Raw genomic sequence first — 24,317 nt, forward strand, 5'->3', positions numbered from 1 at the left:
AAAGGGGGCGGGCGGCGTGAACCCCGCCCTACGGGGCCGCGTCAGAGCCCGCCTGTCGACACGCCTTCGGGCTGCCCCACGACGACGAAATGCAGCTGGTCCGGCAGCAGGATGCGCGCAGCAACCCGTTGGATGTCGGCCTCGGTCACGGCGGCCACCTTGTCGTTGCGGGTCGCGATGTAGTCGAGGCCCAGATCCTGCATCTGCATTCCCACCAGGATACCGGCAATATTCGCATTGCCATCGAATCGCAGCGGGTAGGCCCCGGTCAGATAGGTCTTGGCCGCGTCGAGCTTGTCTGCACCGACGCCGTTCGCGGCAACATCCGCCCAGATGTCGCGAACGATCTGCACCGCCTCTGCCGTCTTTTCGTTCGAAGAGGAGAATTGCCCCAGATACTGAGCCGCGTGATCGCGGGGCACCAGAAAGCTGCCGATGCCGTAAGTCAGTCCGCGTTTCTCGCGCACCTCTTCCATCAACTTGGACGCGAACCCCGACCCGCCAAGGATGTGGTTCATCACGAAGGCCGCAAAGAAATCAGGATCATCGCGGGGGATGCCCTGATGCCCGAACAGAACGACGGATTGCGGCGAGGGGTAGTCCACCACGGTCACGCCGCCATCGAGCGCATAGTCCGCGGCAGCCACGTCAGCCGTACCCGAGGCCGGCAGGTCGCCCAGCAATCGGTCCAGAAGGGGCCCCAATTCGGCGGCGGTGATGTCACCGGTGACGCCCACGAAAACACGGTCACGGGTCAACGCGTTGGCATGGGCCGCCAGCAGGTCGTCGCGGCTCAGGCCCATGACCTCTTCGCGCGACCCTTCCAGAACGGAGCCGTAGGGATGATCGGGGTAGGCCAGCGCGTTCATCCTGGCCGAGGCGATGTCCTGGGGATCACGGCTGTCTTGTTCGATGACGGCGATGACCTGGTCACGGACCCGATCGATGGCGTCCTGATCAAACCGTGGCGCAGTAAGGGCCGCCCGCAGCAGGTCCAGGGCTTTGACCCGGTTTTCCGTCAGCACGGAGGCGGTCACGGAGACGCTGTCGTTGTAGGCCTCAAAGCCGAAACCTGCGGCCAGTCCCTCTTGCGCCTCGGCGAAGGCGCGGGCGTCCATGTCCTCGGCCCCTTCCTCCAACAGCGCCATCATCAGGTTGGTCGCGCCGCGTTTTCCGGGCGCGTCCAGATTGGCCCCGCCCTTGAAGCGGATGTCGAAGGCCACGAAGGGGATCGATGGTTCCTCGACCAGCCAGGCGGTGATGCCACCGGGCGACGTGACTTCCTGTATTTCTACTGCCGCGAGTGCGCGCAGGGGCAGGATGGTCAGGGCCAGAACGATCAGAGATCGGATGATCAGGGTCATTGGCTAACCTCCTCGGTCGCGGCTTCGGGCCGTTTCAGGTATCCGGTGACGGAACGGTTCATGTCGAAAACGCGGGCAGCGGCGGCCAGGATATCCTCTTCGGTCACGGCCTCCAGGATGCGGGGCCAGTCCTGCACGTCCTGAACGGTCAGCCCACTGGTGATCGCCACCCCGTAATTGCGCGCACGTCCCTGCAGGCTGTCGCGGCCAAATATCTCGGAGGCGCGGACCTGGGCCTTGATACGGTCAAGCTGGCTGGCATCGATGCCATCGGCCAGCAAGGTCCGGATCATCCGGTCCATATCGGCCTCGGCCTGTTCCAGCGTGCGATCCGGCGTCGGAATGACGACCAGGCCAAAGGTCGTGTCGTCGTAGGACGTGCCCGAATAGAAGGCGGAGGTATAGAGCGCGCTGCCCTCTTCCTGCTCCAGCACCCGCCCCATCAGCGAGGTCTGCGACGAGCCGCCCAGCACCTGCGCCAGCATGGTCAGGGCGGCGGCCTCCTGTTGTGCGCCGGGGTCGCGTTCCGGGGCCAGATAGGTGCGGATGACATAGGGATTCGACACCCGGTCATCGGCAAAGCTGAGACGGCGCGGCGCGATCTGCGGCGGCTCCGACGGGCGGGTTCGGGGGCCAAGACCCGGGGTCGGTTCCAGCGGGCCGTAGTGTTCCAGCGCCAGCGCCTCGACATCTGCGGGATCGACGTCGCCCGCGACGATCAGCGTCGCGTTGTTGGGGGCATAGAATTCCGCGTAGAAGTCGAGCGCGTCCTGCAGCGTCAGCTCTGAAACCTCGTGCTTCCAGCCGATGATCGGGATGCCGTAGGGGTGGTTGAGGTATTGCACCGCCGCGCGTTGTTCGCCGAACAGGGCACCCGGATTGCTGTCGGTGCGCTGGGCGCGCTCCTCCTCCACCACGTCGCGTTCGGTCAGCATGTCGGCATCGTCGAGCACGAGGTCGCGCATCCGGTCGGCCTCCAACTGCATCATCAGGCCCAGGCGATCGGCGGCGACGCGTTGAAAATATCCGGTGTAATCCTGGCTGGTGAAGGCGTTGTCGGATCCACCCTGCGCCTCGACGATCTTGCTGAACTCGCCGGGTTCCAGGTCGTCGGTGCCTTTGAACATCAGGTGTTCCAGGAAATGCGCGATGCCGGATTTTCCCGGCGGCTCATCGGCGGCACCGACGTTGTACCAGACCATGTGAACCACCACCGGGGCGCGGTGATCCTCGATCACGATGGCGTCCATGCCGTTGGGCAGGGTGAAGGTCGTGACCGTGTCGTCGCCGGTCTGGGCAAACAGGGGCGCGGCCACGAACGTGGCGAGCGCGGCGAGGAGCGTCAGGCGCAAGGGACACCTCCGGAGTTCGGTTGCGTTCAACAGCAGATACGGGGTCGGCGGGCGATTTCAATCGCTGAGGCGCTCACGCCTGCGTCACCGCGGTGACTTCCAGCTCGACCAGGGCGCTCTCGGGGCTGAGCCCTGTGACCTGCACGATGGTCGATGCGGGAAGGGCGCGGGCAAAGGCCTGGGCGTGAAGGCGCGCGATTGCGTATTCGTCGCGGGCCAGTTCGCGGATGTAGACGGTGGACCGCACGACGTCGTCGAGACAGGCCCCCGCATCGGTCAGCGCCTGTGCCACGATCGTCAGAATGTCGCGAAACTGCGCCTCGGCATCGCCGGTCAACGCGGGCCCGCGTGCCGTCGTGCCGGACACCCAGACCTGATTTCCGACGCGCACAGCGCGGGAATAGCCGTAGCTGTCTTCGCCCGCATAACCGGAGCGGACGCGCTGGCGCAGGATCACTCCAACCGTTCCGGGTCGGGCGGGGCGGCCACGGTGCGCACGCCGGCGCGGCGCAGACGCTCCAACTCGGCGTGCTGATCGAGGGATTGTACTTCGTAGCTGTCGAAATAGCGGTTCACGTTGAACACGCGTTCCAGCAGACGACCGTCGTTCTTGCGGCGGAACTCCAGGTCTTCGGCGGCCAGCTGATCGCGGATGTTGCCGCCGACGCCATAGCGCGACACGGCGGCGACCAGCGCGCCGTCCACGCCGATCCCCCGGTCGGGGTTGCCGCCAAGCGCCACGATGGCCTCGGCCTGTGGCGCGCGGTCGGTGCGGTTGACGCCGCCGGGCGTGGGTGTCGGCAAGGCGGCCAGATCCGCAGGGGTTTCGAGCGGCTTGGTCGGCAGGATCGCGAATTCATCCGGCGTCCGGTCAGCGGAGCGCAGGTTGAACAGGGTCGGGTTCTCTCGCTCGCAGGCAGAAAGCGTCAGCGCCGCCAAAAGGCCCAGGCCGATCCGTCCGATCATGATCCCCTCCGTTCGTCAGGTGCCCCCCGTTTAGCGCGTCGGCGCGCCGGGGTCACGGGGTGTTCTTGGTCCGCGTCTCGCCCCAGATCACAAGTCCGAAAGCCCCCGCAAAGATGAAGACATCGGCCAGGTTGAACGCAAAAGGATTGTTGATGCCGCAACACGACATGTTCAGGAAATCCGCCACGGCCCCGTAAATCACCCGGTCGAGGGCATTGGCCAGCGCCCCGCCCACGACCAGACCGGCGGCGATCCGCGCGATGGGTCTGTCGAAGCTGCGCGCCCAATGGATCAGCGCGGCAGAGATCACCACCGCCAGCGCGATCAGGAACCACCGCGCCCCCGCGCCCGAGAACAGGCCGAAGTTGACCCCCTCGTTCCAACCCATGCGAAAGGTCAGGAAAGGCGGGGCGACCGGCAGGAACAGGATCTCCTTCAGGTTCAGCGTGTGGACCACGATGACCTTGGACAGCTGATCGACCAGAAAGGCCGCCAGAGCGGAGATCCAAAGCCCCCGCATCAGTGACGGAAGTGCCGCATGCCGGTGAAGACCATGGCCAGACCGGCCTCGTCGGCGGCGGCAATGACCTCGGCGTCGCGCATCGACCCACCCGGCTGGATGACGCAGGTGGCACCCGCCTCCGCCGCGGCCAGCAGACCGTCGGCAAAGGGAAAGAACGCGTCCGAGGCCACGGCGGACCCCACGGCGGCGGACTGCGACAGGCCGGTGATCTGGGCCAGTTCCTCGGCCTTGCGCGCGGCAATGCGCGAGCTGTCGACCCGGCTCATCTGTCCCGCGCCGATGCCCACCGTCGCGCCGTCCTTGGCGTAGATGATCGCGTTCGACTTGACGTGTTTGGCCACGGTCCAGGCCAGCCGCAGGTCGGCCAGCTGCGCCTCGGTCGGGGCCAGTTTGGTCACCACGGTCAAATCACCGTCGGGCACGAAACCTGTGTCCTGATCCTGCACCAGCCAGCCGCCAGCGACCTGCTTCATCATTCGCCGCGCGGTGCGCGGGTCGGGCAGGGACCCGGTGGTCAGCAGGCGCAGGTTTTTCTTGGCGGCAAAGACCTGCTTGGCGGCCTCGGTCGCGTCGGGGGCGATGACGACCTCGGTAAAGATGCCGGTGATGGCCTTTGCCGTATCCTCGTCCAGCGTGCCGTTCAGGGCGATGATGCCGCCAAAGGCGGAGGTGCGGTCGCAGTCGAAGGCGCGCCCGTAGGCCTCGGCAAAGGTGGCGCCGGTGGCGACGCCGCAGGGATTGGCGTGTTTGATGATCGCGACGGCGGGGCCTTCGGTGAATTCGGCCACCAGTTCGAACGCCGCGTCGGTGTCGTTGATGTTGTTGTAGCTGAGCGCCTTGCCCTGATGCTGGGTCGCGGTGGCGACGCCGGGCCGGTCGGTGCCATCGGTATAGAACGCGGCACCCTGATGCGGGTTTTCGCCGTAGCGCAGCGGCTGGGCCAACGTTGCGGCGGCGGCGACACGGCGGGGCGTGTCTTCGAACCGGGCCATCCAGGTGGACACGGCGGCGTCATATGCGGCGGTGCGGCCATAGGCGCGGGCCGATTGCCGTTGGCGGAAGGTCAGCGTGGTGGCCCCGTCGTTTGCGTCCAGCTCGGCCAGCAGGGCGGCGTAATCCTCCGGGTCGGTGACCACGCAGGTAAAGGCCTGGTTCTTGGCCCCGGCCCGGATCATGGCGGGGCCGCCGATGTCGATGTTCTCGATGCAGGTCGCCTCATCGGCACCCGACGCGACCGTCGCCTCGAACGGATAGAGGTTCACGACCAGCAGGTCGATGCCGCCAATCCCATGCTCCTCCATCGCGGCGGCGTGGTCCGGGTTGTCGCGCAGCGCCAGCAGGCCGCCGTGGATCTTGGGGTGCAGCGTCTTGACCCGGCCGTCCATCATCTCGGGCGATCCTGTCACCTCGGAGACGTCGCGCACGGTCAGCCCGGCGTCGCGCAGTGCCGCGGCGGATCCCCCGGTGGACAACAACTCCACCCCGCGCGCGGCCAAGGCTTGTCCCAGTTCGATCAGCCCCCCCTTGTCGGAGACGGAGATCAGGGCGCGTTTCAGCGGGACGAGGGTCATGAGCTAATCCTTGAGCGGTCTGGTCAGGCCCCTTCGGCAGAGGGCGGCGGAAGGTCCACAGCCTCCTGCGCACGCGTCAGGGTCCAATCGATGGTCGCGGCATATTTCACAACGCGGTCGGATAAAACCACCTGTTGCGCCGGACGGGGATTCAATCGTCCCGGCTCCAGGTACACCGACTTTTCGATGGTCATTTTCGCCCTGGATCCGCTGCGGAACACCCAAACCTCGCCCGATGGCAGCGTCAGAGAGATCGCGCGCCCGCCCATGTCCGCTTCGGCCAGGGTGTCGGGATGCAGATGGAACCGCACATGGAACGGCACACCCTGCAGGCTGGCGGCGGTCATCGCGTCCTCGAAGGTTTCCTTGTCGGCGGCGGTGATGGCGCGCAGCGAATCTTCGCCCTGCAACACGCGCCCGTCGGTCGACAGGTCGATCCGGCGCAAATGCGTCAACCCGTGGCTGGGGCCGTAGCCGTCATGCGACAACATCACGGTCGAGGACCGGCGCGAGGCGCTGCGTTGCCACTGCACCTTGCGGGGGGCCTGGATCAACGGTGCAATCCGGCGTCCGCCCTCGGCCAGCAAGGGGCCGATTCGGGCCGAGGAATACCCCTCGATCGCCAGTGTCGAATGCGAGGCGGTGGCCCGGCCCGCGCGGTGCCAATCCGGCCCAAAGGCCCCGCCGGGTCCACAATTGACGATGACCGGGCAGGCACCCGACGTCATTTCCAGCGCCAGTGTCGATGCATGGGCCGAGCCGGAGACCGGGCCTGTCGGCGGGGCCTCCGCATCCAGAATGACGGTGGTGCGTCCGTGGCCCACGGGAACGAACCCCATCGCCAGCCCGCTGTCGTTGCGTGCCCGAACGCCAGAGGTGACCAGCACCCGGTCGAGCCGCCCCGGCTTGCCCTGCCCGCCGCCGTGGAACCGCGCCAGCCCGCCATCGGCGTGACGCAGCGCGCGCAGGGTGGGGATCAGGCGGGCCTGCGCCTCGACCAGGCCGGGCGGCAGATCGCCCCCGCCGTCCCGCAGCGCCTCGATCGCCCAGCCCAGCAATGTCGCCACCTCCAGCAGGGCCTCGGGGTTGCGGGACGGGACGCCGCCATCCGGGCCGATGTCGCTGTCCATCGCGCGGGCCAGGGCGCGGGCGGCATCGGGGCCGAAATCGCCCATCCCCTCCAATGTCAGCCCGGAATAAAGCAGGCCCGTCAGCGCCTCCATCCGGGGCAAGCCCTGGCCCGCGTCCTTCCAGTGGCGGCGCAGGTATCCGGCCTGCCGATAGAGCGCATCAAAAAACGCGCGCTGATCGGTGTCCGGCATGGCGCGCAACAGATCCGGCGCGTGGCTGATCCAGCGCAGCAACCGTCGTCCCGTCAGCGCAGGGGCCCAGCCCGGCCCCCTGCCGGTGCCATAGCGCCGCACCCAATCCATCACCCAGGTGCGCGCGAACTCCGACGCCTCGCGCGCGCCGGTCGCCATCAGATCATCAATCCAGCCAAAGCCATGCAACTGCATCTCGAAAGGGGCCGAGGGGGCGGTGATATCCCAGGGAGAGGTCGCGGGTGCCTCGACCAGCTGCCCGGCGAAATGCCACAACCCGCCCCGCAACTGATTGCCCCGCCGCGCCGACCCGGAGCCGCGCGGCTGTGGTTGCCAGACCAGCGACCGCCGCCCGCGTGTGGGGGCCGCGCGCATCACGCGCCAGCGCGTCGCCATTTTTTCGCGGATGCCCCGTTCCGAGCTCATACGCCTGCCCTCCGGGCCTGTTCCGGCCCTTTCCGGCGGCACGATAGGGGGTTACGCGGCCTCTGTCACGCGCGCGCCTTACGACGGTGTGCGCAGCACCGCCATGTAGAAGCCATCCATCCCGCCCAGGTCCGGCCAGAGGTCGGGCAGCAGGCGCAGGCCATGGGGCGAGGCGGCCGCGTCAGGCAGGCCAAAGGCGGCGGGGTCCAGACTGTCCGTCGTCAGTCCCGGATGCCGTTTCAGCGCCGCAGAAACCTGATGTTCCCCCTCGACCGGCAACAGCGAGCAGGTGCAGAACACCAGCCGCCCACCCGGTTTGACAAAGCTCAGCGCCCGGTCGAGCAATTGGTATTGCAGCTTGGTCAAGGCCTCCACGTCCCGCGCTTCGCGCAGGTGCGGCAGGTCGGGGTGGCGGCGGATCGTGCCGGTGGCCGTGCAGGGCGCGTCCAGCAGGACCGCGTCAAAGGGGGTCTCGGGCGACCACTCCAGCGCATCGGCGGCGATGACCTCGGCGGTCAGATCGGTGCGGGCGAGGTTGTCCGCGACCCGCCGCAGCCGTGCCTCGGAGATGTCGAGCGCCGTGACCTGCGCCCCGCCTGCGGCCAGCTGCATCGTCTTGCCGCCCGGCGCCGCGCACAGGTCGAGCACCCGCTGCCCCGCCACGTCGCCCAGCAGGCGCACCGGCATCGCGGCGGCGGCGTCCTGAACCCACCAATCGCCCGCCTCGTATCCCGGCAGGGCGGACACCTGGCCGCCGGGCAATCGCAGCGACCCTGTGGGCAGGACCTCCGCGCCTTCGACGGTCACGCCTGCCTTTGGCGTCAGGTCCAGCGGTGCGGGGATCAGATGCGCGGCCTCGATCGCCTCCAGCCGGTCCCGGCCCCAGGCCTTGGCTAGCGGTTTGCGCAACCACGCGGGCAGGGCGGGGGGCGGCAGGGCGGCCCATTCCGCCTCGCATCCTTCCAGCCCGCGCAGGACGGCGTTGACCAGCCCGGCCTGTTTGACGGTGCGCGGCGTGCCGCGCGCCATGGCGACGGCGTCGTTGACGACCCCATGGGGCGCGGCCCCGTCCACGAATATCTCGACGACGGCCAGGCGCAGGATGTCCCTCACGCGCGCGGCCGGCTGTCGCTGCAGGCGCCGTTTCAGCAAATCGTCGGCCCGCCCCATGTTCCTCAGGACCAGCCCCGCAAGCCGCAGCGCCCGCGCCGCTGCCGGACCGGTCAGACCCGAGGCCCCGTCGCCCAGCATGCGCCCATCGCGCAATACATGGGCCAACAGGCGCAGCGCCCCCAGGCGCGCGGCAAGGCTTTCGGGCAGGTCCTTCATGTCGCAGCTCCTTCGGGGGTGCTTGTCTGGCAGGGATCAGGCCGTATATCCAAAGCCACCCACCGGCAAGGAGGCCCGCGATGACCACCCGCATGACCGTCGACCCCGAGGCACTGCCCCAGGCCGACCCGGAGGCCCCCGCCTGCCCGACCACGCCCCGTGCCGCGCCGCTGACGTTCCAGCCGCTGACCGAGGAAGAGGAGGCCGCCCGCCGCGCCACTTTGCCCGAGGCGGCGCGCCGTGCCTTGGCAGAGGCCGACGCCCGCCGCGCCGCCGGCACGCCCGACAGACCCGTCGAACTGGGCGGGCGCGACGGTCCCGAACCGGTGCGGTTTGGCGATTGGGAACGAAAGGGCATCGCGGTCGATTTCTGACGGACGCCCTGGGGCGGGACTCCCCCGCCTAACGCAGGCGCAGGTCCGCCACATCCCCGGTGCCCTGGTCGGCGGTGAACCGGACCACGCCGTCGGACACCTCGACCGTCTGGCAGTTGCGCGGAAAGTCCCGGATCACCGTCTCCAGCGTGCGGCAGAAATGCTGCCCGTCCCAGTCCCAGCGGCCGCCTACACGGAACCCGTACCCCCGGCCCGAGATGCTGCCATCCGCGCCGACCCGCAGCGACACGCCGTCGCCCGACAGGACCCGGCCCTGAACCAGGGACACGAACGCGTCCCGCGTGATCACCGCATCGAAGGCAAGCACCGGTCCAGGCAGCAGACATAGAACGAGACAGATCATGCGCATGACCGGAACATAGGCCGATTGCGCGCAGGGTCAGGTTTTCTCTGCTTCGAAAATATCCCGGGGGTCCGGGGGCTGGCCCCCGGCCCGCCGTCAGCGCAGGCCCAGAACGTCGAGCATGTCGAAGGCACCCGGCCCCTTGCCCCGACCCCAAAGCGCGGCTTTCAACGCGCCACGGGCGAACACGGACCGGTCGGTTGCCTGATGGCGCAGGGTCACCCGTTCGCCGTCGGCGGCGAAGATGACGTCGTGTTCCCCGATCACGTCGCCGCCCCGGATCGCATGAAATCCGATGGCCCCGGGCACCCGCGCGCCCGTAATGCCATCGCGTCCCCGGTCTGCCACATCGTCCAGCGTGACGCCGCGCCCGGCGGCGGCGGCCTCGCCCAGCATCAGGGCGGTGCCCGATGGGGCGTCGACCTTGTGGCGGTGATGGGCCTCGACGATCTCGATGTCGTAGTCGGCATCCAAAGAGGCCGCGACCTGCTGCACGATCTGCGTCAGAAGGTTCACGCCCAGCGACATGTTCCCCGCGCGCACGATCGTCGCGTGGTGCGCGGCGCGGTCGAGCGCTGCGATGTCGTCCGCCGCCAGGCCCGTGGTGCCGATAACATGGACGATCCGCGCCTGGGCCGTCAGCTCGGCCATGGCGACCGTGGCGGCGGGGGTGGTGAAGTCGATGACGGCCTGTGCACGGGCGACCACTTCGATCGGATCATCGGTCACCGGCACGCCGGTTGCGGCACCGCCCGTCACTTCGCCCAGATCGCGGCCCGCCCAGGGGTGGCCCGGTGCTTCGGTCACGCCGGTCAGATGCAGCGCATCGCTGGCCTCGATCAAGGCACACAGCATCCGCCCCATCCGCCCGGAGCCGCCCATAACCACAATGCCAACGCTGTCCATCTTCGTCCCTTTCGGTCGCCCGCCCCCTGATGGCCAATCATCAGCAGGCTTGCAACGCTTGCCTTGCCTCGCCGCCGGCCCTATTTCGGCCCCCTGCACCCCCGGAGGGCACCATGGCAAGATCATTTTCGGACAGCGGTCGCGGACCGTCTCAGCGGCAGCTTCGCGTGGGCGAACTGATCCGGCGCACCCTGTCAGAGGTGCTGATGCGGGGCGAGGTTCACGACCCCGACCTGGCCGGGATGTCGATCACCGTGGGCGAGGTCACCGTGACCCGCGACCTGAAGATCGCGACCGCCTGGGTGCTGCCGCTAGGCGGCAAGGACAAGGACAAGGCGCTGGCGGCGTTGACCCGTGCCAAGGGGCAGCTTCGCCATCTTGTCATGAAGGACATGACCCTGCGCCATGCCCCCGATCTGCGGTTCCGCATCGACGAGACCTATGACCAGATGGATGCGACCCGCGCGCTTTTCGCCGATGAACGGGTGCGTCGGGACATCGAGGCCCGCGACGACGACACCGATGGGGATGGCGAGGGCGAGGCGTGATCCGCCTGGCCAGCCTGTTCCTGGTCGCCTCGGTGGCCATTGCCGGTGCCTGTGAGCAGGTGTTGCACGACGACCGGCTGTTCACGATCTGCACCGCCGACCTGTCCCGGCAGGAGGTATCGCTGCATCTCAACGGTGCCGACGGGATGCCGCTGGGCAGTTTCACCGCCCTGGACCAGGTGGTCGAGGCCCCCATCGCCTTTGCCATGAACGGCGGCATGTATCACCCGGACCGACGCCCCGTCGGCCTGTATGTCGAAGATGGCGTCAAGTCGAAGAACATCGTGCTGCGCGAGGGGCCGGGCAATTTCGGCCTGCTGCCCAATGGCGTGTTCTGCATTCAGGCGGATCGGGCGGATGTGATCGAAAGCCGGGCCTTCGACGCGGCTTCGCCTGCCTGCGACGACGCCACGCAGTCGGGGCCGATGTTGGTGATCGACGGGGCGTTGCACCCGCGGTTCCTGCCCGACAGCACTTCGTTCAACCTGCGCAATGGCGTGGGGGCCAGTGACGATGGGCGGACCGTCCATTTCGTCATCTCCGACAGCCTTGTGACGTTCCACGATATGGGGACGCTGTTCCGCGACGTGCTGGGCGTGACGAACGCGCTCTATCTCGACGGCAGCGTGTCACGGCTCTATGCGCCCGGCATCGACCGGCATGACGGCGGTCGACAGATGGGGCCGATCCTGGCCGTGACGGAGAAATAAGATGGGCCGACGCAAAAAGGGACGCGCGATCCACGGCTGGGTCGTGGTGGACAAGCCTGCGGGCGTGGGGTCGACCCAGGTGGTGGGCAAGGTGCGCTGGGCCTTCGACGCGCAGAAGGCCGGGCACGCGGGCACGTTGGACCCCGATGCGACCGGCGTGTTGGCTGTCGCGCTGGGCGAGGCGACCAAGACCGTGCCCTATGTGACCGATGCGTTGAAATGCTACCGGTTTCGCGTGACCTGGGGGGCGGAGACGTCGACCGACGACGCCTCGGGCCGCATCCTGCGGCAGAGCGATCTGCGCCCGGCACCCGGCGCGTTGGCCGCGGCATTGACGGCCTTTCGGGGGGATATCCTGCAGGTTCCGCCCCAGGTCTCCGCCGTGAAGGTAGAGGGCGAGCGGGCCTATGACCTGGCGCGCGACGGCGTCGAGATGGACCTGGAGGCGCGGCCCCTGTTCGTCGACCGGCTGGAGATCTTGTCCGAAGACGCCGACGGTGCCGAGTTGGAGATGGTCTGCGGCAAGGGGGGCTACGTCCGGTCCATTGCGCGCGACCTGGGGCAGGCGCTGGGGTGTCTGGGCCACGTTACCTGGCTGCGCCGCGATTGGTCAGGCCCGTTCGATGCCGAAGGCGGCCTGTCGCTGGAAGAGTTGGAGCGCCTGGCCCGCACGCCAGAGCTGGACACCCATCTGCGCCCGTTGGAGCTGGGCCTTGACGGTTTGCCCGCCTTGCCGGTGGATGAGCTGGCCGCCGCGCGGATGCGCAACGGCAACCCGGCAGAGGTTCTGTCCGGCGCGGAGTATGGCGAAACCTGCTGGGCCTCGCGCGATGGACAGGCCGTGGCGATCGGGACCTATCGTGCGGGGCTGCTGCATCCGTCCAAGGTGTTCGTCACCTGAAACATTGAACGGGGGATGCCGGGGCAGGTGCGGGTGATTGTTACAGTCAATCACGGGAATACCCCGTCGGGCCCCGCCCCGGTGACCTCTGCGTGAGGGGGGCTGCCTGGGGCCGGCCCGGCAGGTGTAGGGATGTTGTCAAATGACATCTCACACACGGACCTGACCCCATGACCCATTCCACCCGCCACACCGCCTGGACCCTTTTGATTGCAGGGGCGCTTGCGACGATTGCATTCGATCTGTTCGGTCAGGGTCTTTCGCCCCTATTCGGCTTTGCCAAGCTGGCCCCCGTCGGCCTGGCGCAGGGCACGTTGAAAGCCGTCTTCGGGGCCGCCCCAAGCGGCGCGGGCGACACGCTGCACATTCTGACCGGGATGGTTGCCTATCCGCTGGGCTATTTCCTGGTGGCCCGTCCCATCGCCGCGCGGGTCACGCCCCGGCTGCACTGGTCGCTGGTCTCGGTGGCCTATGGGGTCGGCCTGTGGATCTTCGCGCTGTACTTCGTGGCGCATCTGGTTGCCGGGAATGCGCCGTTCCTGGGCTTTACCGGGATCACCTGGGTCGCGCTGTGGGGGCACATCCTGTTCGCAGTGGTCGCCGCCGCCGTGATCGAGCGGCAGCTGCCGCGGGCCGAGGATCTGCGCTCCGCCGCCGCCTGACGTCTGATCCGTCCGTTTTTCGGCCCGGTCCCGTTGCTTACGGGGCCGGGCCTTGTCATGTCTGCGCCCATGTTGATCCGCACCCACCAAAAAGGCGATGCCGCTTCCGCCGCGACTTACAGCGCCGACGAGACTTACCGCTATGAGTTGACCCGCACCTGGGAACCGGAGGGGCGGCGCGTGGCGTTTGTCATGCTCAACCCGTCGACCGCGACGGAACTGGCCAACGATCCGACTGTTGAGCGGTGTGAACGGCGCGCACGGGTATTGGGGTTCGGGGCGTTCCGGGTCACCAATATCTTTGCCTACCGCGCGACCGACCCCCGCGACATGCGCGCCCACGCCGAGCCGGTGGGCGGCGCGGCCAACGACGACGCGATCCGGCAGGCCGCGATCTGGGCGGATCTGGTGGTCTGCGCCTGGGGCACCCATGGCGCGCACCTGGATCGTGGTCCGCAGGTGGAACGTCTGTTGCGCGCGACGGGGCGGCCGCTTTGTCATTTGGGGCTATCGAAGGCGGGGCATCCGAAGCACCCGCTTTATATCGGATATGCGGTGCAGCCGGTGCCGTGGGACGTGGCCGCGCCCGCCTGACCGGTGACTATGGCCGTCAGGCCGCGGGGACGAGGCGAATGTCGTCCGGGCCGATTGGCGTGCCCGCGTCCAATCGGGCCACCACATTGCCACCGATGCGCAGCTCGGTCACGCCATTTGCGTCCAGCAGTTCCAGCACCGGGGGAACGCCGGGTGCCGTTTCCAGAGAGCTGTCGTAGATGATTTCGATCGCATCTTCGGAGGCGTCGAAATCCGCGATCCAGGCCGCGTCGTCGGGGCCAGTCTCGAATTCCTGAGCAAAGGCCCCGGCACTGGGTGCGCGGAACAGAAAGGTGTCCTGGCCCTGTCCGCCGGTCAGATTGTCGCCGTGCCCGCCTGCCAGCGTGTCATTGCCGTCACCGCCATCGAGGGTGTCACCGCCATCGGTATCGGGCATATCCGCCGAATCGGATTGCGTTCCGTCCAGCACATCGTCCCCGGCCCCGCCACGCAGCACATCCAGACCCAGCATCCCGAACAGACGATCCGCCCCGGCCCCGCCGTCCAGCGTATCGTCGCCGTCGCCGCCCAGCAGCAGGTCGTCGCCGTCGTCGCCGTCCAGGCTGTCGTCGCCCCAGTCGCCATGCAGGATGTCATCCCCCGCCCCGCCGAACAGGTCGTCGTCGCCGTCACCGCCGTGCAGTTCGTCCCGTGCGGCCCCGCCGCCAAGGGTGTCGTCGCCGTCGTTGCCGATCAAAAGGTCGCCGTAGTCACCCGCCTGCATCTGGTTGTTGCCACCGTTGCCGAACATCGCGTCGTCGTCATGGGTGATGACGGCCCCGTCCTCGGCCCCGACGTGGTCGGACAGATGTGCCCCGGCGACCTGATCGCGGATGATCTGGGTCGGGGTCAGTCCGGCGTTGGACGGCGCTAGGTCGGGGCGCTCGTTCTGCTCTGGTTCCTCGGGGTCCAGTGCCTCGGTGAGGGGGGACGAGTCGTCCTCATCGGATTCGGCTGTCTGCTCTTCGACGTCGGGTACAGCTCCGGTGTCCGCGTCTTCCTCGTCAGGCGACGTGTCGATCAGCAGCAGCCCGGAGGCGGCAAGACCCAGAAGTCCGGCGATCAACAACATGGCAACAGCCCTCGGAACCATGGGCCCCGCTCTGCGGGCCCGCGCGGGCACACACGCCGCCCGCCAGCAACGCACCCCGGCTACCATCTGGGACGATTCGTGAACAGCGAACTTGGGTAAACTGGTTAACGGTGACACGGCCCCGCATCCACCAATGTCGAATGCCCCTTTGCAAGGCGGGCCGCGCGGTGTATGCGGCGCGCTCACTCCATGGGCCTGTGCTGGACGACATCCCGGCCTGCGCCATTCCTCAAACCGACAGGAGACCCCGATGTCGATTACAGTCGAAGAAAAAAACCGCCTGATGAAAGAATTCGCGACCAAGGAAGGCGACACCGGTTCGCCCGAAGTCCAGGTCGCCATTCTGACCTCGCGCATCGCGACCCTGACCGAGCATTTCAAGACCCACAAGAAGGACAACCACTCTCGTCGTGGCCTTCTGATGATGGTGGCCCAGCGTCGCAAGCTGCTGGACTATACGCGCGGCAAATCCGAGCAGCGCTATCTGGATCTGATCAAGCGCCTCGGCATCCGCCGCTGAGCTTTCGCTTTTTTGCGAATGACGACGCCCCCCTCGTGGGGGCGTTTGTCGTTTCAGGGCAGCTCAAACGGGGTCGAGCGGCCGGAGCGTCCTGTAACCCGTTGAAGCGAAAGTCAGTTCGTAATCCTATCAGATGGCTTGAACAGGGTGGATCACATGGTCGCGTCAAATCTATTGCTGAGTGTCGAAGTCGAGGCTGTTCTGTTGGACGGCCCGGCAAACATGACCGACGGTCGTCTGATCGCGTCGAACGGGCACGTCATGCCGAACGGGTCCCTTCTATCGCTCGACCGGTTCACTGCGGAGCGATACGGACCCTATATCTATTTGGGCCGTGAGGGTAACTGGAGCAATTACACGGCCTCCCGGATCTATGCCAATACCTACGCGCCGGATGGCACTTCACTTGACGCGCGCGTCGTCGCGCAATCGGATAGCCGGTCGTATGGCGGTGTGTCCGCGCAGTACCAAACCGGTGAAAATGGCGGCGTCTACCTCGGTCTTAGCGCACGGGACGGGTTTCGTGGAACCAACTCTCAGGGGGCGTATGATATCTTGTGGGACGGCACGCTAGGAACCTATGTTCGCGGCCCTTTGTCGGACCGGGATACGACGGGTGCGCCCGTCAGCCTTCGGTCCCGCCGGGGGAGCGAGGACCCAGACAGCATTCTGCCCGGCGAGCGTCTGGTGTTCGCCGACGGACGCAGCCTGCAGGCCTACGTCGAGGATGATGGAACGGAGCAGACACTCTTTGTTCAGTTTCGCGATGCTGAGGGTAACGCCGACGGGACGCCCATTGCCGTCGTCACCATGGAGACCGTGGTCGAAGTCGACCTTGTTGCGAACCAGAACGGTGACACCTGGGTGCAGTTTTCAGGTGTTCGCGATGGAGCAGCCTCAGAGGATTTGACGGGCGGGATCGCACGGTTCGAGGCGCTACGGCCAATCAGGGTGACCGAAGGGCAGGATGTTCTGTTCATGACGGCCCCGGATGCCATCGACGCGGGCGAGGGCAACGACACGATCACCGGGAGCAACGGAACGGACCGCATCTTCGGCAACGGGGGCGACGATCTGATTGGTGGGGCGGGGGGCGACGATCTGTTGCGGGGCGATGCCGGGAACGACACGATTTATGGCGGCGCGGGGACGCAGGACACGGCCTTTTTCCGCAACGATTGGCAGAACTACGAAATCGAAATGCGGGGCGATGACCTTTTCGTCACCGATCTGTCCAATGACAGAAATGACGGTCGCGACAGGCTCGTCTCTGTTGAACGGCTCGTGTTTCAAGATCTGGCCATTGAAGTGGACGACTTGCTTGCCGGACATCTGGACCGCAGCGCCGCGACCGATGGTGCCGACTGGCGATACGGGACGCAGCAAGGGGACCGGATGCTGGGGCTCGATGGCGACGACGCGCTTTTCGGGCGCGGCGGAAACGATTGGATAGACGGCGGGGCCGGAAACGACACGCTGCGTGGGGGCATGGGGATCGACACCCTGATCGGCGGCGCCGGTGCGGATTCGATTGAGGGCGGCGCAGGCCGTCATATCTTTGCGGGCACCGGGGACGATACTGTTCATGGCGGCGCATCCGGGGACGGGCGCGCCTATGGGGACGAGGGGAACGACAGGCTTCTTGGGTCGGATCACGGTGATTTTCTCGTCGGGGGGACGGGCGACGATTTCCTGTTCGGAGGGGCGGACGGGGACGTTCTCTTTGGCGGATCGGGCAACGATACGTTGATCGGCCAAGTCGGATCCGACCGGTTGAATGGCGGTGATGGTGCCGACATGTTCGTTCAGACCATCGGCCATCGCCACCTTAGAGACTGGGTCCAGGACTTCGATCCGACGGAAGGGGACCGACTTGTCGCGGACAACCGCGATTTGAGCACTCATCACTTCTCCGTAGAGGCACGGGACATCTTGGGCGCGGGTGACCCGGAGATTGCGGAGCTGGCCGTCAAACACCAGTCGGGGACGTTCTGGATCCTGATCGATGGGGCCGCGTTGTCGAGCGTGCCGATCCTGCTCGACGGAGAGGAATACGACCTGCTGGCCTGACGGGCGGTTCCTGCGAGGCGGGCCGTCGGCCTCTCCCGTTGGGTTCTTCCCATCCGCAGGCAATTCCGCTAGAGGGCACGCATCTGAGACGTGACGCCACGACCCCGGCGCATGACATGATGAAGGGGGTCGGCGGCAATGGGGCCGCCATTCAACGACGCACCGGCAGGGGCCGGATTGGCGTCAGACAGGATGACACATGTTCAACATCGTGAAGAAAGAGATGGAGTGGGGGCATGACACCCTCACCCTGGAAACCGGCAAGGTAGCGCGCCAGGCCGACGGCTGCGTGATCGCCACCTATGGCGAGACCTCCGTCATGGCGGCGGTGACCTATGCCAAGCAGCCGAAGCCGGGTCAGGACTTCTTTCCCCTGACCGTGCACTACAATGAAAAGTACTATGCCGCGGGCAAGATCCCCGGTGGCTTCTTCAAGCGCGAAGCGCGTCCGACCGAGAAAGAGACGCTGACCTCGCGTCTGATCGACCGTCCGATCCGCCCGCTGTTCGTCGAAGGCTTCAAGAACGAAGTCCTCGTGATCTGTACCGTTCTGTCGCACGACCTGGAAAACGACCCCGACATGGTCGCGATGATCGCCGCCTCGGCTGCGCTGACCATCTCTGGCGCGCCCTTCATGGGCCCGATCGCCGGTGCGCGGGTCGGTTTCGTTGATGGCGAGTACATCCTGAACCCCAGCGTCGACGACATGCAGGGCCTGCGCAACGACCCCGAGCAGCGTCTCGACCTGGTCGTCGCCGGCACCAAGGACGCGGTCATGATGGTCGAGTCCGAGGCCTATGAGCTGTCGGAAGCCGAGATGCTGGGCGCGGTCAAGTTCGGCCACGACCAGATGCAGCCGGTCATCGACCTGATCATTTCGCTGGCCGAAGACGCCGCGAAAGAGCCGATGGATTTCCAGGCACCCGATTACTCCGCCATTCTGGGTCGCGTGATGGATCTGGGCGAGCAGAAGATGCGCGACGCCTATGCCATCACCGACAAGCAGGAGCGGACCTCGGCCGTGGCCGCCGCCAAGGACGCCATCAAGGCAGAGCTGACCGAAGAAGAGCTGGCCGATGCCAACCTGGGCACCGCGCTGAAAAAGCTCGAATCCAAGGTTCTGCGCGGCGATGTCGTCAAGAACGGCAAGCGGATCGACGGTCGCGCGCTGGACACTGTGCGTCCCATCGTCTCCGAGACGGGCCTGCTGCCCCGGACCCATGGCTCCGCGCTGTTCACCCGTGGTGAGACGCAGGGCCTGGTCGTGACCACGCTGGGCACGGGCGACGATGAGCAGTTCATCGACGCGCTGCATGGCAACTTCAAATCCAACTTCCTGCTGCACTACAACTTCCCGCCCTACTCGGTCGGCGAAGTGGGTCGCTTCGGTCCTCCGGGGCGCCGCGAAATCGGCCACGGCAAGCTGGCCTGGCGTGCGTTGCAGGCGGTTCTGCCGACGGCGACGGACTTCCCCTACACCATCCGTCTCGTGTCCGAGATCACCGAATCCAACGGCTCCTCCTCGATGGCCTCCGTCTGTGGCGGTTCGTTGTCGATGATGGACGCGGGCGTGCCCTTGAAGGCCGCAGTGGCCGGCGTGGCAATGGGCCTGGTCATGGAAGAGGACGGCTCCTACGCGGTGCTGACCGACATCCTGGGCGACGAGGATCACCTCGGCGACATGGATTTCAAGGTGGCCGGCACCGAAGAGGGGATCACCTCGCTTCAGATGGACATCAAGATCGCAGGCATCACGCCCGCCATCATGGAAAAGGCGCTGGAGCAGGCCAAAGCTGGTCGTATCCACATCCTGGGTGAGATGTCGAAGGCGCTCAGCGCGCCCTCCGGCTTCTCGGAGCATGCGCCCCGCATCGAGACGATGCAGATCCCGACCGACAAGATCCGCGAAGTCATCGGGTCCGGCGGCAAGGTCATCCGTGAAATCGTCGAAGTGTCCGGTGCCAAGGTCGACATCAACGACGACGGCATCATCAAGATCGCGTCCGCCAACGGCGAGGCCATCCAGAAGGCCTACGACATGATCCACTCGATCGTGGCCGAGCCGGAAGAGGGCAAGGTCTACAAGGGCAAGGTCGTGAAGATCGTCGATTTCGGCGCCTTCGTGAACTTCTTCGGCAAGCGTGACGGCCTCGTGCACGTCTCCCAGATCGAAAACCGCCGCCTGAACCATCCGTCGGATGTTCTGAAGGAAGGTCAGGAAGTCTGGGTCAAGCTGCTGGGCTTTGATGATCGCGGCAAGGTCCGGTTGGCCATGAAGATGGTCGACCAGGCAACCGGCGAAGAGACCAAGGCCGAAGACGCCGAATAAGCGTCCCGGAAAATGGCAAAGCGAAGGGCCCCGGCAGAGATGCCGGGGCCCTTTGTTGTGGACCCGCACCTGATCGGACCTGTGGAAAAATCTGGCCGATCCGGGCGTGCGGCAAAGCCGCTTGATGTGCTCGCGATCGCGGCAGAACAACAGCTTGGCCGCGCGCGCCAGATCAAGACCGGGGCTACCCCCTTAACCTTCTGCTAACCATCTGCCTGTATCGAGGCGTCATGACCCGACATGGACAAGCCCTGATCATGATCGTCGCGCTGGCATTCCTGCTGGTCGCGCTAGGCTGGTCAGCCTTCGCGTGGGGGGATGTTCTTGCCACGCTCGACGGCGGGTCGGGCAAAGAAACGGTCGAGATAGGCCTGTAGCACCGGGTGATCATCCCAACCGACCAGATCCCTGGTTCCGTAGTAGGTCAGCGCATTCAGCCAGGGCGCGATGGCGATGTCGGCAATCGAAAATTCGCCCGCGATCCAGTCGCGATCCTGCAATTGACCTGACAGGACGTTCAACAGACGCCTGGCTTCGGCGGCAAAGCGGTCGCGGGGGCGCTTGTCTTCCCATTCGGCCCCTGCGAACTTCGCGAAGAAGCCAAGCTGTCCCAGCATCGGCCCGAGACCGCCCATCTGCCACATCAGCCACTGGGTGATCACGGCCTTGTCGGCGGCGGTCTGACCGATCAACTTGCCGGTCTTCTCGCCCAGATACAAAAGGATCGCCCCGCTTTCGAACAGGCCGATGGGCTGACCGCCGGGTCCGTCGGGGTCGATGATCGCGGGGATCTTGTTGTTGGGGTTCAGCGACAGGAAGGCATCGGATTTTACGTCCGCATCCGACAGGGTCACGCGGTGCGCTTCATAGGGCAGGCCCATCTCCTCCAGGGCGATGGCGACCTTGATGCCGTTGGGGGTGGGAAAGCTGAACAGTTGCAGCTTGCTTGGGTCCTGGGGGACCCAGCGTTCGGTGATCGGAAAGTCAGAGAGATCGGCCATCTGGGGCCTCCTTTGGCGAAACGGGTTGAACGACACCTAACCTCTGAATTCGTGAACGAAACAGGTGACAACCGTGCGTTTTCTGACAGGGTCCTGTGCAAGGGCCCGATCCAGAACCTGGCCTGACTGGGAACACAAGGGAAACAAGCGACCATGGTAAACGAATTCAAGGACTTCATCGCCAAGGGCAATGTCATGGACATGGCCGTCGGTATCATTATCGGTGCTGCTTTCACCGCGATCGTGACATCGCTGGTGGGCGATATCATCAATCCGATCATCGCGCTGTTCACCGGCGGCGTTGATTTTTCGGGCTGGTTCTATGAACTCGATTTCGACGGTGACACGAACTACGCCTCGCTCGATGCGGCGTCCGAGGCGGGCGTGCCGGTCTTTGCCATCGGCAAGTTCATCATGTCCGTGATCAATTTCCTGATCATTGCCTGGGTCGTCTTCTTGCTGGTCAAGATGGTCAACCGCGTAAAGGCCGCCGCCGAAAAGCCCGACGAAGTCGCCCCCGAGGTGCCCACCGGCCCGTCCGAGCTGGACGTCCTGCTGGAGATCCGCGACAGCCTGAAGGCGCAACGCCCCGACGCCTGAGCCGAAACGAAAAAGGGCCCGCGTGCCGTACACGCGGGCCCTTCGCCAAACCTGACGGGGATCAGGCGGCGTCGAGGACCTTCATGGGATCGACGGAGTCCATCCCAAGTGCCTCGCCGACGGCTGCGTAGGTCAGCTGACCGGCGTGCACATTCAGGCCCGCGCGCAGGTGCGGGTCGGCCAGGCAGGCGGCGCGCCAGCCCTTGTCGGCCAGCGCCAGCATGAAGGGCAGCGTCGCGTTGCCCAGAGCGATGGTCGAAGTCCGCGCCACGGCACCCGGCATGTTGGCCACGCAATAGTGCATGATGCCGTCCACGTCGTAGATCGGATCCTGGTGGGTGGTGGCCTTCGACGTCTCGAAGCAGCCGCCCTGGTCGATGGCGACGTCGACGATGGCGGCACCCGGCTTCATGTGGGACAGTTGCGCGCGGCTGACCAGCTTGGGCGCGGCGGCACCCGGGATCAGGACGGCACCGATGACCATATCGGCCTTCACTACCATCTCGGCGGTGTTGCTGGCCGAGGCATAGCGCGTCTGAAAGACAGAGCCGAAGGCATCGTCGAGATAGCGAAGACGCGGCAGCGAGCGGTCCAGAACGGTGACGCTGGCGCCCATGCCGGCGGCGATGCGCGCCGCGTGGGTGCCGACGACGCCGCCACCGATCACGACCACCTCGGCGGGGGCCACGCCGGGCACGCCGCCCAGCAGGACACCGCGGCCGCCATTGGCCTTTTGCAGGGTATAGGCCCCGACCTGCGGTGCCAGGCGGCCCGCGACTTCGGACATCGGTGCCAGCAGCGGCAGGCCGCCCATGCGGTCGGTCACGGTCTCATAGGCGATGCAGGTCGCGCCCGAGGCGATCAGGTCCTTCGTCTGCTCCGGGTCGGGGGCCAGGTGCAGGTAGGTGAACAGCAGCTGACCTTCGCGCAGCATGGCGCGCTCGACGGCCTGGGGCTCCTTCACCTTCACGATCATGTCGGCCTTGGCAAAGACCTCCTCGGCGGTGTCGACCAGCTGGGCACCATAGGCCTCGTACTCCTCGTCCGAGAAGCCGGAGCCGACGCCCGCGCCGCGTTCGATGATGACCTGGTGGCCGTGGCCGATGGCCTCCATCGCGGCCGCTGGGGTCACGCCCACGCGGAATTCCTGGGGTTTGATTTCTTTGGGGCAGCCGATGAGCATTGGAGGGTCTCCCTGTTGAGCTTTGGGCGGAACATAGGGGCGCCTTGGCACAAAGACTTTGCCAATTCTGTTGCCGACCACGATCAATGCGCGTTAATTTCGCGCCATATTATCATTCTACGGGAAATTAGTGCGCAATGCAGGACTACGACGAGACTGACAGGCGACTGCTGCGATTCGTCCAGCGTGACGCAAGCCTGTCTGCCGCGCAGCTGTCGGAGCGGGTGAACCTGTCGCCGTCCGCCTGCCACCGGCGGTTGCAGCGGTTGCAGACGGCTGGCGTGATTACCGGCCATGTCGCCTTGCTGGACCCGCGCCGGGTCGGGCGGCCCACGACGGTGTTCGTGGAAATCAGCCTGTCGACCCAGGCGGACGAAGTGCTCGATGCCTTTGAAGCCGCCGTTGCGCGCATTCCCGACGTGCTGGAATGTCACCTGATGACCGGGGCCTACGATTACCTGCTGAAGGTCGTGGCCCGCGACTCCGAGGATTTCGCCCAGATCCACCGCCGCCATCTGGCGCGCCTGCCCGGCGTGTCCAAGATGCAGTCGTCGTTTGCGCTCAAGACGGTGTGCAAGACGACGGCCCTGCCGGTCTGAATTAGGTCAGTATCTGACCCAAAGCAAACAGGCTGGCCCCCGCCAGAACGCCCTGCACCATGCTGCCACGCCAATAGGCCACACCCAAAGCCGCCGCGCCTGCGACCAGACGCACCGGGTCCGGCGTGCCACCCGTCGCCGCGGGCCAGACCAGCAGGGGCGCGACCAGCCCCGGCAGGATCGCAACCGCCGTATAGCGCAGGTGCCGCAGCACCCAGGCCGGCAGGGGGCGATCACCGATCAGCCCGATGAACAGGAAGCGCGTCAGATAGGTGCCCAGACCCATCACGGCGATGATGCCCCAGATATAGCTGTCGCTCATGCCCGCCGCTCCATTTCTGCGCCCGCCGCCATGGCCAGCAGTGCCGCGAAAATCAGGCCCAGGTTCCAGGGCACCCAGGCCAGCGCCAGCGCGGCGGTCACCGACACCAGCGCCGCGACCACATGCGCCCGCGTCCGCAGCATCGGCCCGACCAGCGCCAGAAACGCCAGCGGCAATGCGAAGTCGAGCGACCAGCTCTCGGGCACCTGCGCACCCAACAGCGCCCCTATCAGGGTCGAGCCGACCCAGGCCGGAAACACCGGCAGCGCGGTACCCGCAAAGAACGCCACCTTGTCGCGCAGCGACCAGGCCGGGTTGTCGTCATAGGCGGATTGGCTCAGCGCATAGGTCTGATCGACCAGCAGATAGGCGATGATGACCCGCTGCCAGGCGGGGGCCGGGCCCAGGTGCGGGGCCAGGCTGGCGGAATACATCACCATCCGAAGGTTCACAGCCAGGGCCGACAGGATCACGATGGCGGCGGGGACGTCATCCACCATCAGTTGAATCGCGGTAAATTGCGACGCCCCCGCGATGACCAGCGAGGTAAAGGCCATCACCTGCGTCAGGGTCAGCCCGGCCTCGGTCGCCAGGACGCCGAACAATGCGCCGAAAGGCACCAGGATGACGACGAAGGGAAACCCCTTCGCCATACCTTCCCGGAACGGGGAACTCACCATTGCTTGCA

At 66.3% G+C, this 24,317-nt stretch carries 26 protein-coding genes; 11 read left to right on the forward strand and 15 right to left on the reverse strand.

Annotated elements, in window-relative coordinates:
- Positions 1–41: 41 nt before the first annotated feature.
- The 8 genes from K3551_RS04610 to K3551_RS04645 form a co-directional block, all read right to left on the reverse strand.
- A complete protein-coding gene (locus tag K3551_RS04610) occupies positions 42–1,364 on the reverse strand; it encodes a pitrilysin family protein (protein WP_259918072.1) in 1,323 nt (440 codons plus the stop codon).
- Positions 1,361–2,716: a pitrilysin family protein gene (locus tag K3551_RS04615; RefSeq protein ID WP_259918073.1), complete on the reverse strand. Its 1,356-nt coding sequence runs from the start codon at positions 2,714–2,716 to the stop codon at positions 1,361–1,363. The genes K3551_RS04610 and K3551_RS04615 overlap by 4 nt, the downstream gene beginning before the upstream one ends.
- Before the next feature lie 73 nt (positions 2,717–2,789).
- Complete coding sequence (locus K3551_RS04620) at positions 2,790–3,173, reverse strand: Rid family hydrolase (protein WP_259918074.1); 384 nt, start codon at positions 3,171–3,173, stop codon at positions 2,790–2,792.
- Positions 3,170–3,682 carry a DUF3035 domain-containing protein gene (locus tag K3551_RS04625; RefSeq protein WP_259918075.1) on the reverse strand — a complete coding sequence of 171 codons (513 nt, stop codon included), beginning with the start codon at positions 3,680–3,682 and terminating at the stop codon, positions 3,170–3,172. The genes K3551_RS04620 and K3551_RS04625 overlap by 4 nt, the downstream gene beginning before the upstream one ends.
- A gap of 52 nt (positions 3,683–3,734) precedes the next feature.
- On the reverse strand, positions 3,735–4,202 hold the full coding sequence (gene lspA, locus K3551_RS04630; RefSeq protein WP_259918076.1) for a signal peptidase II: 468 nt from the start codon (positions 4,200–4,202) through the stop codon (positions 3,735–3,737).
- Entirely contained in the window at positions 4,202–5,776 is a 1,575-nt protein-coding gene (gene purH, locus K3551_RS04635; RefSeq protein WP_259918077.1) for a bifunctional phosphoribosylaminoimidazolecarboxamide formyltransferase/IMP cyclohydrolase, read from the reverse strand. The genes lspA and purH overlap by 1 nt, the downstream gene beginning before the upstream one ends.
- 23 nt (positions 5,777–5,799) lie before the next feature.
- Positions 5,800–7,524 carry a heparinase II/III family protein gene (locus K3551_RS04640; protein ID WP_259918079.1) on the reverse strand — a complete coding sequence of 575 codons (1,725 nt, stop codon included), beginning with the start codon at positions 7,522–7,524 and terminating at the stop codon, positions 5,800–5,802.
- 78 nt (positions 7,525–7,602) lie between these two features.
- Positions 7,603–8,853 (reverse strand): RsmB/NOP family class I SAM-dependent RNA methyltransferase, encoded by a 1,251-nt coding sequence (locus K3551_RS04645; RefSeq protein ID WP_259918081.1) that lies wholly within the window; start codon positions 8,851–8,853, stop codon positions 7,603–7,605.
- An 80-nt stretch (positions 8,854–8,933) separates the two neighbouring features.
- On the opposite strand from K3551_RS04645, the gene K3551_RS04650 reads away from it, so the two are divergent.
- On the forward strand, positions 8,934–9,227 hold the full coding sequence (locus K3551_RS04650; protein WP_259918083.1) for a DUF1674 domain-containing protein: 294 nt from the start codon (positions 8,934–8,936) through the stop codon (positions 9,225–9,227).
- 28 nt (positions 9,228–9,255) lie between these two features.
- Here the strand turns inward: K3551_RS04650 and K3551_RS04655 are convergent, their stop codons facing one another.
- Positions 9,256–9,591 (reverse strand): dihydrodipicolinate reductase, encoded by a 336-nt coding sequence (locus tag K3551_RS04655; RefSeq protein ID WP_259918085.1) that lies wholly within the window; start codon positions 9,589–9,591, stop codon positions 9,256–9,258.
- 96 nt (positions 9,592–9,687) lie between these two features.
- On the reverse strand, positions 9,688–10,497 hold the full coding sequence (gene dapB, locus K3551_RS04660) for a 4-hydroxy-tetrahydrodipicolinate reductase (protein WP_259918087.1): 810 nt from the start codon (positions 10,495–10,497) through the stop codon (positions 9,688–9,690).
- Positions 10,498–10,610: 113 nt separating this feature from the next.
- Between dapB and rbfA the strand changes: the two genes are divergently transcribed.
- The 5 genes from rbfA (at position 10,611) to K3551_RS04685 (ending at position 13,912) form a co-directional block, all read left to right on the forward strand.
- Positions 10,611–11,045: a 30S ribosome-binding factor RbfA gene (gene rbfA / locus K3551_RS04665; protein WP_259918089.1), complete on the forward strand. Its 435-nt coding sequence runs from the start codon at positions 10,611–10,613 to the stop codon at positions 11,043–11,045.
- Entirely contained in the window at positions 11,042–11,755 is a 714-nt protein-coding gene (locus tag K3551_RS04670; RefSeq protein WP_259918091.1) for a phosphodiester glycosidase family protein, read from the forward strand. The genes rbfA and K3551_RS04670 overlap by 4 nt, the downstream gene beginning before the upstream one ends.
- Before the next feature lies 1 nt (position 11,756).
- Positions 11,757–12,656: a tRNA pseudouridine(55) synthase TruB gene (gene truB, locus K3551_RS04675; RefSeq protein ID WP_259918093.1), complete on the forward strand. Its 900-nt coding sequence runs from the start codon at positions 11,757–11,759 to the stop codon at positions 12,654–12,656.
- Positions 12,657–12,826: 170 nt separating this feature from the next.
- On the forward strand, positions 12,827–13,318 hold the full coding sequence (locus tag K3551_RS04680; RefSeq protein WP_259918094.1) for a hypothetical protein: 492 nt from the start codon (positions 12,827–12,829) through the stop codon (positions 13,316–13,318).
- 69 nt (positions 13,319–13,387) lie between these two features.
- Complete coding sequence (locus K3551_RS04685; protein WP_259919479.1) at positions 13,388–13,912, forward strand: DUF1643 domain-containing protein; 525 nt, start codon at positions 13,388–13,390, stop codon at positions 13,910–13,912.
- A 16-nt stretch (positions 13,913–13,928) separates the two neighbouring features.
- On the opposite strand, the gene K3551_RS19925 is transcribed toward K3551_RS04685, so the two are convergent.
- Positions 13,929–14,984: a hypothetical protein gene (locus tag K3551_RS19925; RefSeq protein ID WP_311199767.1), complete on the reverse strand. Its 1,056-nt coding sequence runs from the start codon at positions 14,982–14,984 to the stop codon at positions 13,929–13,931.
- A 271-nt stretch (positions 14,985–15,255) separates the two neighbouring features.
- Here K3551_RS19925 and rpsO point away from each other — a divergent pair, with 271 nt between their 5' ends.
- The 3 genes from rpsO to pnp all read left to right on the forward strand — a co-directional run bounded on the left by rpsO (position 15,256) and on the right by pnp (position 19,924).
- On the forward strand, positions 15,256–15,525 hold the full coding sequence (gene rpsO / locus K3551_RS04695) for a 30S ribosomal protein S15 (RefSeq protein WP_259918096.1): 270 nt from the start codon (positions 15,256–15,258) through the stop codon (positions 15,523–15,525).
- Positions 15,526–15,681: 156 nt separating this feature from the next.
- Entirely contained in the window at positions 15,682–17,595 is a 1,914-nt protein-coding gene (locus tag K3551_RS04700; RefSeq protein ID WP_259918098.1) for a calcium-binding protein, read from the forward strand.
- Between the two features lie 199 nt (positions 17,596–17,794).
- Positions 17,795–19,924 (forward strand): polyribonucleotide nucleotidyltransferase, encoded by a 2,130-nt coding sequence (pnp, locus tag K3551_RS04705; protein WP_259918100.1) that lies wholly within the window; start codon positions 17,795–17,797, stop codon positions 19,922–19,924.
- Between the two features lie 299 nt (positions 19,925–20,223).
- Here pnp and K3551_RS04710 read toward each other — a convergent pair whose 3' ends face one another.
- The gene (locus K3551_RS04710) at positions 20,224–20,925 is read right to left on the reverse strand and encodes a glutathione S-transferase family protein (protein WP_259918102.1); all 702 of its coding nucleotides are present in this window, start codon (positions 20,923–20,925) and stop codon (positions 20,224–20,226) included.
- A gap of 153 nt (positions 20,926–21,078) precedes the next feature.
- Here K3551_RS04710 and mscL point away from each other — a divergent pair, with 153 nt between their 5' ends.
- A complete protein-coding gene (gene mscL / locus K3551_RS04715) occupies positions 21,079–21,525 on the forward strand; it encodes a large conductance mechanosensitive channel protein MscL (RefSeq protein ID WP_259918103.1) in 447 nt (148 codons plus the stop codon).
- 61 nt (positions 21,526–21,586) lie between these two features.
- Here mscL and ald read toward each other — a convergent pair whose 3' ends face one another.
- Positions 21,587–22,708 carry an alanine dehydrogenase gene (ald, locus tag K3551_RS04720; protein WP_259918105.1) on the reverse strand — a complete coding sequence of 374 codons (1,122 nt, stop codon included), beginning with the start codon at positions 22,706–22,708 and terminating at the stop codon, positions 21,587–21,589.
- Between the two features lie 137 nt (positions 22,709–22,845).
- Between ald and K3551_RS04725 the strand changes: the two genes are divergently transcribed.
- Positions 22,846–23,307: an Lrp/AsnC family transcriptional regulator gene (locus K3551_RS04725; protein WP_259918107.1), complete on the forward strand. Its 462-nt coding sequence runs from the start codon at positions 22,846–22,848 to the stop codon at positions 23,305–23,307.
- A 1-nt stretch (position 23,308) separates the two neighbouring features.
- Here K3551_RS04725 and K3551_RS04730 read toward each other — a convergent pair whose 3' ends face one another.
- Positions 23,309–23,629 (reverse strand): AzlD domain-containing protein, encoded by a 321-nt coding sequence (locus tag K3551_RS04730; RefSeq protein WP_259918109.1) that lies wholly within the window; start codon positions 23,627–23,629, stop codon positions 23,309–23,311.
- The gene (locus tag K3551_RS04735; RefSeq protein WP_259918111.1) at positions 23,626–24,309 is read right to left on the reverse strand and encodes an AzlC family ABC transporter permease; all 684 of its coding nucleotides are present in this window, start codon (positions 24,307–24,309) and stop codon (positions 23,626–23,628) included. The genes K3551_RS04730 and K3551_RS04735 overlap by 4 nt, the downstream gene beginning before the upstream one ends.
- Positions 24,310–24,317: the final 8 nt, after the last annotated feature.

Source organism: Jannaschia sp. M317 (assembly GCF_025141175.1).
Classification (GTDB): Bacteria; Pseudomonadota; Alphaproteobacteria; order Rhodobacterales; family Rhodobacteraceae; genus Jannaschia.

Excerpts from the sequence above, each read along its gene's own strand:
- K3551_RS04610 (WP_259918072.1), bottom strand. The coding sequence starts at position 1,364 with ATGACCCTGATCATCCGATCTCTGATCGTTCTGGCCCTGACCATCCTG.
- K3551_RS04625 (WP_259918075.1), bottom strand. The coding sequence starts at position 3,682 with ATGATCGGACGGATCGGCCTGGGCCTTTTGGCGGCGCTGACGCTTTCT.
- lspA (WP_259918076.1), bottom strand. The coding sequence starts at position 4,202 with ATGCGGGGGCTTTGGATCTCCGCTCTGGCGGCCTTTCTGGTCGATCAG.
- purH (WP_259918077.1), bottom strand. The coding sequence starts at position 5,776 with ATGACCCTCGTCCCGCTGAAACGCGCCCTGATCTCCGTCTCCGACAAG.
- K3551_RS04640 (WP_259918079.1), bottom strand. The coding sequence starts at position 7,524 with ATGAGCTCGGAACGGGGCATCCGCGAAAAAATGGCGACGCGCTGGCGC.
- K3551_RS04645 (WP_259918081.1), bottom strand. The coding sequence starts at position 8,853 with ATGAAGGACCTGCCCGAAAGCCTTGCCGCGCGCCTGGGGGCGCTGCGC.
- K3551_RS04650 (WP_259918083.1), top strand. The coding sequence starts at position 8,934 with ATGACCACCCGCATGACCGTCGACCCCGAGGCACTGCCCCAGGCCGAC.
- K3551_RS04655 (WP_259918085.1), bottom strand. The coding sequence starts at position 9,591 with ATGATCTGTCTCGTTCTATGTCTGCTGCCTGGACCGGTGCTTGCCTTC.
- dapB (WP_259918087.1), bottom strand. The coding sequence starts at position 10,497 with ATGGACAGCGTTGGCATTGTGGTTATGGGCGGCTCCGGGCGGATGGGG.
- rbfA (WP_259918089.1), top strand. The coding sequence starts at position 10,611 with ATGGCAAGATCATTTTCGGACAGCGGTCGCGGACCGTCTCAGCGGCAG.
- truB (WP_259918093.1), top strand. The coding sequence starts at position 11,757 with ATGGGCCGACGCAAAAAGGGACGCGCGATCCACGGCTGGGTCGTGGTG.
- K3551_RS04680 (WP_259918094.1), top strand. The coding sequence starts at position 12,827 with ATGACCCATTCCACCCGCCACACCGCCTGGACCCTTTTGATTGCAGGG.
- K3551_RS04685 (WP_259919479.1), top strand. The coding sequence starts at position 13,388 with ATGTTGATCCGCACCCACCAAAAAGGCGATGCCGCTTCCGCCGCGACT.
- K3551_RS19925 (WP_311199767.1), bottom strand. The coding sequence starts at position 14,984 with ATGTTGTTGATCGCCGGACTTCTGGGTCTTGCCGCCTCCGGGCTGCTG.
- rpsO (WP_259918096.1), top strand. The coding sequence starts at position 15,256 with ATGTCGATTACAGTCGAAGAAAAAAACCGCCTGATGAAAGAATTCGCG.
- K3551_RS04700 (WP_259918098.1), top strand. The coding sequence starts at position 15,682 with ATGGTCGCGTCAAATCTATTGCTGAGTGTCGAAGTCGAGGCTGTTCTG.
- pnp (WP_259918100.1), top strand. The coding sequence starts at position 17,795 with ATGTTCAACATCGTGAAGAAAGAGATGGAGTGGGGGCATGACACCCTC.
- K3551_RS04710 (WP_259918102.1), bottom strand. The coding sequence starts at position 20,925 with ATGGCCGATCTCTCTGACTTTCCGATCACCGAACGCTGGGTCCCCCAG.
- mscL (WP_259918103.1), top strand. The coding sequence starts at position 21,079 with ATGGTAAACGAATTCAAGGACTTCATCGCCAAGGGCAATGTCATGGAC.
- ald (WP_259918105.1), bottom strand. The coding sequence starts at position 22,708 with ATGCTCATCGGCTGCCCCAAAGAAATCAAACCCCAGGAATTCCGCGTG.
- K3551_RS04725 (WP_259918107.1), top strand. The coding sequence starts at position 22,846 with ATGCAGGACTACGACGAGACTGACAGGCGACTGCTGCGATTCGTCCAG.
- K3551_RS04730 (WP_259918109.1), bottom strand. The coding sequence starts at position 23,629 with ATGAGCGACAGCTATATCTGGGGCATCATCGCCGTGATGGGTCTGGGC.
- K3551_RS04735 (WP_259918111.1), bottom strand. The coding sequence starts at position 24,309 with ATGGTGAGTTCCCCGTTCCGGGAAGGTATGGCGAAGGGGTTTCCCTTC.